This window comes from Microcoleus sp. PH2017_08_TRC_O_A (assembly GCF_020738665.1).
Classification (GTDB): Bacteria; Cyanobacteriota; Cyanobacteriia; order Cyanobacteriales; family Microcoleaceae; genus Microcoleus.
In genome coordinates this window covers 1-7,100 of sequence record NZ_JAEQCE010000150.1, presented here as the reverse complement: position 1 = coordinate 7,100, position 7,100 = coordinate 1, and the positions used below count along the sequence as shown (strand labels likewise).

Here is a 7,100-nt window from a genome sequence, read left to right as displayed (position 1 = left end):
GTAACAGTAAAACAATAATTTGGTTTGTTGGTGAATAGATGCAATGTCATTGCGAGCTCTTAGCGAAGCAATCGCAGAATCTTGAGATTGCTTCGCAGGACTCGCAATGACATAATTAAATTCATCTAGAGCGCCAGAGTTCAAAGCTTAAATTTGGAATAAAATCGCATGAATGTAATCTGGCTACTATTAAAAGCTTCTTGGTTGAATGTTTCCATCGCCATACTCACAGGCTTAATTAGCGGTGGTTGCAGCGCCCAATTAATTGCTCTCATCAACCGCGCCATCAGCGATAATTCCAATCAAAATTTAGTCTGGTATTTTGCTGGATTGGCAGTTTTAGCCCTCATCACCGGAGTTATATCCCAATTTTTGTTAATCTACCTTTCTCAAGAAGCTGTTTACAATCTGCGGCTGAGTTTAAGCCGAGGGATTTTGTCTTCTCCTTTGCGACAGTTGGAAGAATTGGGCGCTAGTCGCTTGCTGGCTACTCTGACTGACGATGTGGGAACGCTTTCCAATACTATATTTGTGATTCCTTTTCTGTGCATTGATATCGCCATTGTGGTTGGATGTTTGATTTATTTAAGTACGCTTTCTGGGGCAGTTTTTGCCGTTGTCTTTGCTTTTTTGGCGGTGACAATTGGCGCTATACAACTGCTGCTCAATAAAATGCGGAAATTCTTCGATTTAGCCAGAGAAGAAAAAGATGTATTGTTTAAGCATTTTCGCAGCATTACTGACGGAATTAAGGAACTAAAGCTGCACTCTTTGCGTCGCCAAGAGTTTTTTACTGAAGAATTACAGGTAAGCGCTGCTGATTCCCGCGATTACAATTTGCAGGCCCTGAATACTGGAGCGCTGGCGATTGGAGTCGGGCAATTGCTGTTTTTTATGTTGATGGGTTTGCTATTGTTTGCTTTGCCCAAATTTGTGCCAGTTTCTACTCCTGTTTTGTCGGCTTACATTTTGACAAGTACGTATTTGATGTCTCCGTTTCAGAATATTTTGGAAAGGCTGCCAGAGATTTTTCGAGCCAATACTGCTGTAGAAAAAATTGAGAGAATGGGATTGGCTTTGGCGAGTCAAGCTGAGATAAATGCTGCGCTTCAACCAGTGAAAAATGCTGATTGGAAAATCCTGGAGTTGAAGGGGACTACTCACAGCTATCCGGGAGATAAGGAAGACAGTAATTTTGTTTTGGGCGAAATTAGTTTAAAGTTTCATCCGGGTGAATTGGTGTTTATTGTGGGTGGTAATGGCAGCGGTAAGTCTACTTTTGCTAAGTTACTTACTGGTTTGTACATTCCTGAATCGGGAGAGATTCTCCTAGATGGACAGCCGATTACTAATGACAACAGAGAGTGGTACAGGCAGCATTTTTCTGCTATTTTTTCGGATTTCTATTTATTTGAAAGGCTTTTGGGGATGACTAATCACGATTTGGACAATCAGGCGGCTGAATATCTGCGAGAATTTCATTTGGATAAGAAGGTTGAGGTGAAAGATGGTATTTTATCTACTACGGCTTTGTCTCAGGGGCAGCGAAAACGGTTGGCTTTGTTGACGGCTTATTTGGAAGATAGGCCGATTTATTTGTTTGATGAGTGGGCTTCGGATCAAGATCCGTTTTTTCGGGATATTTTTTACAAGCAGTTGTTACCGGAGTTGAAGCGCCGCGGGAAAACTGTGTTTGTGATTAGTCATGACGATCGCTATTTCGATCTAGCCGATCGCGCAATTCAACTAGATTACGGTAAAATTCAGTATGACCGACAACATGGATAAGTATCGAATCGTCGAAACTCTGACTGAAAGTCAGGTTTCCGACTTGATGGATTTGTACAAAAACGAGTTTTGGTGCGACAAGCGCACTCGCGAGGATGTGGTGAAAATGCTTGCCGCCACGGATGTTATCATTGGTTTGGTCGATGAGGGCGATGGCGTCCCGCCCCGCAAGCTACGATTAATTGGCTTTACCCGCGTCATGACTGATTTTGTCTACAGAGGCACAATTTTTGATGTGATTGTCCACCCAACATACAGAAAGATGGGACTGGGTAAGGTGTTGATGGATGCAGTCTTAAATCATCCCCAACTGCAAGCCGTGGAGAATTTGTCTCTTAACTGTTTGCCGAAAATGATACCATTTTACAAACGCTGGGGTTTCACTGATGATATCGGTGAAATGAAGTTTATGCGAAAAATGCGCTAAATTTAGTTTGTTCAAATCCCTAATTTTTCTCGAATTATTTCGGCTTTGAAACCTACTAACACAGCCGTTCCATCTTTGACAAAAAGAGGACGTTTCAGCAGCATTGCATCTTTAGCAAAGGCTTCCACCCATTCTGCATTCGTCCAGTCTTGCTTCTCGTCGCCCAACGCGCGGTAAGATTGACCGGATGTATTTCGCATTGGTTTAAAACCTAAAGAATCTACCCATTTGTGAATGGTTTCGCGAGTGGGTGGCTGTTCTTTTGTGTTAATAAATTCGTAAGTGACAGCGTTATCTTTGAGCCACTGGAAAGCTTTTTTGCAGGTTCCGCAGTTGGGAATTCCGTAAACTTGAACAGACATAATATTTGGGAATTGGGAATTGGGAATTGGGAATTGGGAATTGGGTCGAAAAGCATTGGGCATTGGAAGCAACAAATAACCAATAACCAATAACTAATAACTAATAACCAATAACTAATGACTGCTAACTAATCTAGCTTGTAAAACCCATTTTTGCACGCGATCGACTGAAGGAGTCAAATCATTGCGCTGCATTGTCGCTACGTGGAGTCTGAGGATTTGTTGGTGCAGTCTCTCCACAGGCATTTGAGCCAATTGAGCGGCTGAAGCAACGCCTGCGTGCAGCAACAGCCCGCAATACTGACAGCCTACACTCGGAATTCGAGCCAGCTCTGCCATTGCTACCCATTTATTAAGATTTTGAACGTTAATCTGTAATTGCTGTGCTAGCAGCACTTTCGCCGCCGGTGTTTTCGTCATCCGAATTAGTTGTCCGATTGTTGTGATGCCGCACTCTTCTAGTTGAGACTGGTTTGCGTTGCTCAATCCCGGCAAGTGTTCGATCGGCCAATCGCGTACTTGCACCGAAGTTTTAGAAGTTGTGTGAGAAGTTTTCATATTTTTTTCAGTGAATTTACTTATACTTTAAAGTCTAAAATATACGATCGTCAATAGAGGCTATTACTCATGTCACAAAATCAACAACAATCCGATCGACTAATTTGGCAGATCCCGGGTGTTGAATTCTTGCTGTATTGCTTGTGCAGTAACACTTTCAGCTTTTTTATCCTGGCAGTCGGCGAAGGTTCGTGGTGAACAAAATTAGGCCCAGGATGATGACAAAGACGATCGCAAACATAGCACTAAAGAGTGCAGCAAAAAAGAAAATAAAGATGAGGCTTTTCCCCAAAATGGCTGCTAAATTTGAAGCCTGGACTTTTGTGCTGTGATGCTTAGAATCAAAGGACTGAAGTCCTTACTACAAACCGAACTCAAAATTATGAATTTTGACCCATGCAAATTACAAAAGGTGATGAATTGTTAAGAAATATTTTACACGAACGGCGGCAAAAACTGGCCAGTTTAATTGATTTTCCTGTAATTCTATGGTCTGGCCGCAGCATTCCTCGCAATTATCCGGCACTTGTTTATCCTTTTCGCGCCAGCAGTCACTTTCTATATTTTGCTGGTTTGCCGTTAGAAAATGCAGCGATTCGTTTAGAATCGGGCAAGTTAGAACTGTTCTTAGATGATGCCGATCCTGGTAGCACGCTTTGGCACGGGGAAATGCCGAAAAGAGCGGAAATTGCTGAACGAATTGGCGCTGATGCTGCTTTCCCCATGAGTGAGTTGAAAGCGCGAGGGACAAATGCAGCTACGATCGCCCTTCAGGATAGCTCGATCCGGTTGCAACAGTCGGATATTCTAGATCGCTCTTTAGCACCCTCCAAATCGCCAACCGGCATCGATCTAGAGTTAACTCAGGCGATCGTCTCGCTGCGCCTGAGCCACGATGCAGCCAGTTTGGTTGAATTGCGTCAAGCTGCGGCTGTCACCGTAGCAGCTCACAAAGCGGGCATGAGGGCAACTCCAACAGCTAAGATTGAAGCGGGTGTGCGGGCGGCTATGGAAAGTGTGATCATCTCGGAAAATATGACTTACGCCTACCCAAGTATTGTCACCGTGCAGGGGGAAGTTTTGCACAGCGAACACTATCACAATCCGGTACAAGCAGGAGATTTGCTGTTAGCAGATGTCGGTGCAGAATCGTCAATGGGATGGGCGGCTGATGTGACTCGCACTTGGCCGGTTTCGGGCAAGTTTTCTCCGACTCAAAGAGCGATTTATGATGTAGTTTTGGCAGCCCATGATGCTTGTATTGATAAGATTAGTCCCGGCGTGGAATATCAAGACATTCACCTTTTGGCTGCTAGAATTATGGCGGAAGGATTGGTCGATTTGGGTATTTTGCGGGGTAATGTTGACGATTTGGTAGAAATGGATGCTCACGCGCTGTTTTTTGTGCACGGAATCGGACATTTAATTGGTTTGGATGTTCACGATATGGAAGATTTGGGAGATTTGGCAGGCTATGAAGCGGGGAGGGTGAGAAGCAGTCGGTTTGGGCTGGGATTTTTGCGACTTAATCGTGTTTTGCGATCGGGAATGCTGGTATCGATTGAACCGGGTTTTTACCAAGTTCCGGCTATCTTAAATAACCCAGAAACTCGCGCCAAATATGAAAATTTCGTAAACTGGGACGAGTTGGGTAAATTTGCGGATGTCCGGGGGATACGCATTGAGGATGATATACTTGTGAGCGCAGGGGGTAGAGAAGTATTGACGGGGGAACTGCCAACAAAAGCTCTGGAGATTGAGGACTTAGTTGGGATAAGTGCATAGGTATCGATCGCCAAAAGTGCGATCGCCAGCATCTCAATTTTTGCAAAAAGCATTTTTTTTACCAGAAAGAATTGGTTGAAAGCCTTTCCCTTTGAGGGAGAAATGAAAATTAGACTATTCATTACTCCAATCCTCTGACTTAAGGGTAGAGGTCGCTCTCAAACTGTCAACTGTCAACTGTCAACTGTCAACTGTTGAAAGTGCTGTGCTGGCTTGCGTGCTATACATAGCACGAGAACTCTTGAAATGCACTACAAATGCAAACCTGAGATGCTTTCAGTGCGATCGCCCGCACTTCCATCATGTGTGACCAACATAAATAAATATGAATAAAGCTTGGCAAATCGGTCTGTTTGTGTTCGTTGAAAAACTAGCGGTGCAAGTCCAAAAATTTGCAGCACGGAGACTGGCGCGCATTTTTCGGACAAAAAGTGTAGTCGCACCGCCACCAATGCAATCTGCACCTTTGCCTAGCAATGAAGCAGACAGGCTAAAAGCACTTAACCACTACAATATTCTCGATACAGATGCCGAAGGAGCTTTTGATGACTTAACAGCTTTAGCATCCTATATTTGCGGCACTCCTATTGCTTTAGTCAGCTTAGTAGATACTAACAGACAGTGGTTTAAATCAAAAGTCGGTCTTGGAGCAACAGAAACTCCCAGAGAGATAGCATTTTGCTCTCACGCTATTTTAAATCCCAACGAATTGCTAGTTATACCTAATGCTATGGAAGACGATCGCTTTGCCGGCAATCCGCTAGTAACTTCCGATCCAAATATTCGGTTTTATGCTGGGGCACCGTTAGTAACTCCTGAGGGTTTCCCCATTGGCACTTTGTGCGCCATAGATACAGTTCCTCGCCATCTCACCTCAGAACAACTAGAAGCCCTGCGGACTTTAGGAAGGCAAGTTATTAGCCAAATGGAGTTGCGAATTAATTATGCTAAATTAAAGCGGGCGCAACTCAGGCAAAAACAAGTAGAAGCAAAACTCCGTTCTAGTGACGAGCAAATTGTCAATTTTTTAGAAGGAATGAGTGATGCTTTTTTTGCTCTCGATCCCCAATGGCGATTTACTTACGTCAATTATAAAGCAGCGCAATTTTTGCAGCGCGAGCCGGAAGAACTTTTTGGTAAAAATTTTTGGGAAGAGTATCCAGATTTAGTAAATTCGGTATTCTATAAAGAGTCTCATGAAGCTGTATCTAAACAAGTCGGAGTAACTTTTGACAAATATTATCATCCCTTAAAAGTCTGGTTGGAAGTGCGGGCTTTTCCTTCTCACGATGGCATTTCTGTATTCTTTCACGATATCACTAAGCGCAAGCAGATGGAATCTGCTCTCAGAAAAGAACAGAAAAAAACTGATAGTTTGCTGCTAAATATTTTACCAGAAGCTATTGCAGATAGGTTGAAGCACGAACCGGGGGTAATTGCGGACAAGTTTGAAAAAGCTACAATTCTTTTCGCTGACTTGGTTAATTTTACTCAAATTTCTACTACGATGTCCGCCACAAAATTGGTATACTTGCTGAATGAAATTTTTTCAACTTTTGACCAACTGACTGACAAGCACGGGTTGGAAAAAATTAAGACGATCGGGGACGCTTATATGGTAGTAGGTGGCATTCCCATTGAGCGCCCAGATCACGCAGAGGCGATCGCCGAAATGGCACTGGATATGCTAGCGGCAATTCAGGAATTAAATGTGAAGCTAGACTCGAATTTTGACATCCGCATCGGAATTAATAGCGGCCCGGTGGTAGCGGGGGTAATCGGTACTAAAAAATTCATTTACGATTTGTGGGGAAATGCGGTGAATACAGCCAGCCGCATGGAATCTCACGGCATCCCCGGCAGCATTCAAGTTAGTATCTATACTTACGAGTTGCTGCGGGATAAATATGAATTTGAAGAGCGGGGCTTGATTGAGATTAAGGGTAAAGGGGAAATGCGGACTTATTTTATGACTGGTAGAAAGACAGAAGGCGAGATGGAAATAGCCGGAGATTAAATCAAATTAAGTGCAGTAGCGTGCCTAGGAAGAATAGATGAGATTGCCAAAGTGTTTTTAATAAAATTTGGGACGGGCAAGATGCCCATCCCACAAAATAAACAATTTGGGACGGGCAAGATGCCCATCCCACAAAATAAACAATTTGGGACGGGCAAGATGC

Annotated in this window: 6 protein-coding genes; 4 read left to right on the top strand and 2 right to left on the bottom strand. The window is 43.5% G+C overall.

What is annotated here, in order from left to right:
- Window positions 1-168: 168 nt before the first annotated feature.
- Both JGK22_RS31910 and JGK22_RS31905 read left to right on the top strand, forming a co-directional pair.
- A complete protein-coding gene (locus tag JGK22_RS31910) occupies window positions 169-1,788 on the top strand; it encodes a cyclic peptide export ABC transporter (RefSeq protein ID WP_293208912.1) in 1,620 nt (539 codons plus the stop codon).
- Window positions 1,769-2,215, top strand: a complete 447-nt coding sequence (locus tag JGK22_RS31905) for a GNAT family N-acetyltransferase (protein WP_293208909.1) — start codon at window positions 1,769-1,771, stop codon at window positions 2,213-2,215. Before JGK22_RS31910 ends, JGK22_RS31905 begins: the two co-directional genes overlap by 20 nt.
- A gap of 11 nt (window positions 2,216-2,226) precedes the next feature.
- On the opposite strand, the gene JGK22_RS31900 is transcribed toward JGK22_RS31905, so the two are convergent.
- Together JGK22_RS31900 and JGK22_RS31895 are read right to left on the bottom strand one after the other, a co-directional pair.
- Window positions 2,227-2,577, bottom strand: a complete 351-nt coding sequence (locus JGK22_RS31900; RefSeq protein WP_293208906.1) for a Spx/MgsR family RNA polymerase-binding regulatory protein — start codon at window positions 2,575-2,577, stop codon at window positions 2,227-2,229.
- A 114-nt stretch (window positions 2,578-2,691) separates the two neighbouring features.
- Window positions 2,692-3,135, bottom strand: coding sequence for a DUF4332 domain-containing protein (locus tag JGK22_RS31895; protein WP_293186714.1), 444 nt, complete (start codon window positions 3,133-3,135; stop codon window positions 2,692-2,694).
- Between the two features lie 396 nt (window positions 3,136-3,531).
- Between JGK22_RS31895 and JGK22_RS31890 the strand changes: the two genes are divergently transcribed.
- Both JGK22_RS31890 and JGK22_RS31885 read left to right on the top strand, forming a co-directional pair.
- A complete protein-coding gene (locus JGK22_RS31890; RefSeq protein WP_293186713.1) occupies window positions 3,532-4,920 on the top strand; it encodes an aminopeptidase P family protein in 1,389 nt (462 codons plus the stop codon).
- Window positions 4,921-5,245: 325 nt separating this feature from the next.
- Window positions 5,246-6,937, top strand: coding sequence for an adenylate/guanylate cyclase domain-containing protein (locus JGK22_RS31885; protein ID WP_293193366.1), 1,692 nt, complete (start codon window positions 5,246-5,248; stop codon window positions 6,935-6,937).
- Window positions 6,938-7,100 lie beyond the last annotated feature (163 nt).